The 3,465-nt window shown below is 68.3% G+C and carries 1 protein-coding gene; it reads left to right on the plus strand.

The window, feature by feature from the left end; genetic code table 11:
- On the plus strand, positions 1-3,386 hold a 3,386-nt coding region (locus ACFWBB_RS42485; protein ID WP_385284645.1), incomplete at its 5' end, for a multifunctional oxoglutarate decarboxylase/oxoglutarate dehydrogenase thiamine pyrophosphate-binding subunit/dihydrolipoyllysine-residue succinyltransferase subunit.
- Positions 3,387-3,465: the final 79 nt, after the last annotated feature.

Raw genomic sequence — 3,465 nt, forward strand, 5'->3', positions numbered from 1 at the left:
CGGCCGCGCCCGCGCAGGGTCCGGAGTTCGTGACGCTGCGCGGCCCGTCCGCCGCGGTCGCCAAGAACATGAACGCCTCGCTGGAGCTGCCCACGGCCACGTCCGTGCGCGCGGTCCCGGTGAAGCTGCTGTTCGACAACCGCATCGTCATCAACAACCACCTCAAGCGCGCCCGGGGCGGGAAGATCTCCTTCACGCACCTGATCGGCTTCGCGATGGTGCAGGCCATCAAGGCCATGCCGTCGATGAACTGGCACTACGCGGAGAAGGACGGGAAGCCCACCCTCGTCAAGCCGCCGCACGTCAACTTCGGCCTGGCCATCGACCTGGTGAAGCCCAACGGCGACCGCCAGCTCGTCGTCGCCGGCATCAAGAAGGCCGAGACGCTGAACTTCTTCGAGTTCTGGCAGGCCTACGAGGACATCGTCCGCCGCGCCCGCGACGGCAAGCTGACGATGGACGACTTCACCGGTGTCACGGTCTCCCTGACCAACCCCGGCGGCCTCGGCACCGTCCACTCCGTGCCGCGTCTGATGCCCGGCCAGTCGGTCATCATGGGCGTCGGCTCGATGGACTACCCGGCGGAGTTCCAGGGCACCAGCCAGGACACCCTGAACAAGCTCGGCATCTCGAAGGTCATGACGCTCACGTCGACCTACGACCACCGGGTCATCCAGGGCGCCGCCTCCGGCGAGTTCCTCCGTGTCGTCGCCAACTCCCTCCTCGGGGAGAACGGCTTCTACGACGAGATCTTCGAGGCGCTGCGCATCCCCTACGAGCCGGTCCGCTGGCTCAAGGACATCGACGCCAGCCACGACGACGACGTCACCAAGGCCGCGCGGGTCTTCGAGCTGATCCACTCCTACCGGGTCCGCGGCCACGTCATGGCCGACACCGACCCGCTGGAGTACCGCCAGCGCAAGCACCCCGACCTGGACATCACCGAGCACGGCCTCACCCTGTGGGACCTGGAGCGCGAGTTCGCGGTCGGCGGCTTCGCGGGCAAGTCCCTGATGAAGCTGCGCGACATCCTCGGCGTGCTGCGCGACTCGTACTGCCGCACCACCGGCGTCGAGTTCATGCACATCCAGGACCCGAAGCAGCGCCGCTGGATCCAGGACCGCATCGAGCGCGCGCACTCCAAGCCGGAGCGCGAGGAGCAGCTGCGCATCCTGCGCCGGCTGAACGCGGCGGAGGCCTTCGAGACCTTCCTGCAGACGAAGTACGTCGGCCAGAAGCGCTTCTCCCTGGAGGGCGGCGAGTCCGTCATCCCGCTGCTCGACGCGGTCATCGACAGCGCCGCGGAGTCCCGCCTGGACGAGGTCGTCATCGGCATGGCCCACCGCGGCCGTCTCAACGTCCTCGCGAACATCGTCGGCAAGTCGTACGCGCAGATCTTCCGCGAGTTCGAGGGCAACCTCGACCCGAAGTCGATGCACGGCTCCGGCGACGTGAAGTACCACCTGGGCGCCGAGGGGACCTTCACGGGCCTGGACGGCGAGCAGATCAAGGTCTCGCTGGCCGCGAACCCGTCCCACCTGGAGACGGTCGACCCGATCATCGAGGGCATCAGCCGCGCCAAGCAGGACATCATCAACAAGGGCGGCACGGACTTCACGGTCCTGCCGGTCGCCCTGCACGGCGACGCGGCCTTCGCGGGCCAGGGCGTGGTGGCCGAGACCCTGAACATGTCGCAGCTGCGCGGCTACCGCACCGGCGGCACGGTCCACATCGTCATCAACAACCAGGTCGGCTTCACCGCCGCCCCGGAGTCCTCCCGCTCGTCGATGTACGCGACGGACGTGGCGAGGATGATCGAGGCCCCGATCTTCCACGTGAACGGCGACGACCCGGAGGCCGTGGTCCGGGTGGCCCGGCTGGCCTTCGAGTTCCGCCAGGCGTTCAACAAGGACGTGGTGATCGACCTCATCTGCTACCGCCGCCGCGGTCACAACGAGTCGGACAACCCGGCCTTCACCCAGCCGCTGATGTACGACCTGATCGACAAGAAGCGCTCGGTGCGCAAGCTGTACACCGAGTCCCTGATCGGTCGCGGCGACATCACGCTGGAAGAGGCCGAGCAGGCGCTCCAGGACTACCAGGGCCAGCTGGAGAAGGTCTTCACGGAGGTCCGTGAGGCCGTCACGGCCCAGCCGAACACGGGACCGGAGGCGGACCCGCAGGCGGAGTTCCCGGTCGCCGTGAACACGGCGATCTCCACGGAGACCGTCAAGCGGATCGCCGAGTCGCAGGTCAACATCCCCGACTACTTCCACGTCCACCCGCGTCTGCTGCCGCAGCTCCAGCGCCGGGCGTCGATGGTCGAGGACGGGACGATCGACTGGGGCATGGGCGAAACGCTGGCCGTGGGCTCCCTCCTCCTCGAGGGCACCCCGGTCCGGCTGTCCGGCCAGGACTCCCAGCGCGGCACCTTCGGCCAGCGCCACGCGGTCCTCATCGACCGTGAGACGGGCGAGGAGCACACCCCGCTCCAGTACCTGGCCGACGAGCAGGCGCGCTACAACGTCTACAACTCGCTGCTGTCCGAGTACGCGGTCATGGGCTTCGAGTACGGCTACTCGCTGGCCCGTCCCGACGCGCTCGTGATGTGGGAGGCGCAGTTCGGCGACTTCGTCAACGGCGCGCAGACGGTGGTCGACGAGTACATCTCGGCGGCCGAGCAGAAGTGGGGCCAGACGAGCGGTGTGACGCTCCTGCTCCCCCACGGCTACGAGGGACAGGGCCCGGACCACTCCTCGGCCCGCGTCGAGCGCTTCCTCCAGCTCTGCGCCCAGAACAACATGACGGTGGCCATGCCCACGCTCCCGTCGAACTACTTCCACCTCCTGCGGTGGCAGGTGCACAACCCGCACCACAAGCCGCTGGTCGTCTTCACACCGAAGTCGATGCTGCGCCTCAAGGCCGCAGCGTCCAAGGCGGAGGAGTTCACGACCGGTCAGTTCCGCCCGGTCATCGGCGACACCTCGGTCGAGGCGAACGCGGTCAAGAAGGTCGTCTTCTGCACCGGCAAGGTCTACTACGACCTCGAGGCCGAGCGGCAGAAGCGCGGGGTCACCGACACGGCGATCATCCGCCTCGAGCGGCTGTACCCGCTGCCGGGTGCCGAGGTCCAGGCCGAGGTCAACAAGTACCCGAACGCCGAGAAGTACCTGTGGGTCCAGGAGGAGCCGGCCAACCAGGGTGCCTGGCCGTTCATCGCCCTGAACCTGATCGACCACCTGGACCTGGCGGTGGGTGCCGACATCCCGCACGGTGAGCGCCTGCGCCGCATCTCGCGGCCGCACGGCTCGTCCCCGGCGGTCGGCTCCGCCAAGCGCCACCAGGCGGAGCAGGAGCAGCTGGTGCGTGAGGTGTTCGAGGCGTAGTCCTCACCACCCGATATGCCGAAGGGCCCGCCCCCGGAGATTTCCGGGGGCGGGCCCTTCGGCATGCACGGTGCGGTCC

This window comes from Streptomyces sp. NPDC060000 (genome assembly GCF_042737375.1).
Taxonomy (GTDB): domain Bacteria; phylum Actinomycetota; class Actinomycetes; order Streptomycetales; family Streptomycetaceae; genus Streptomyces.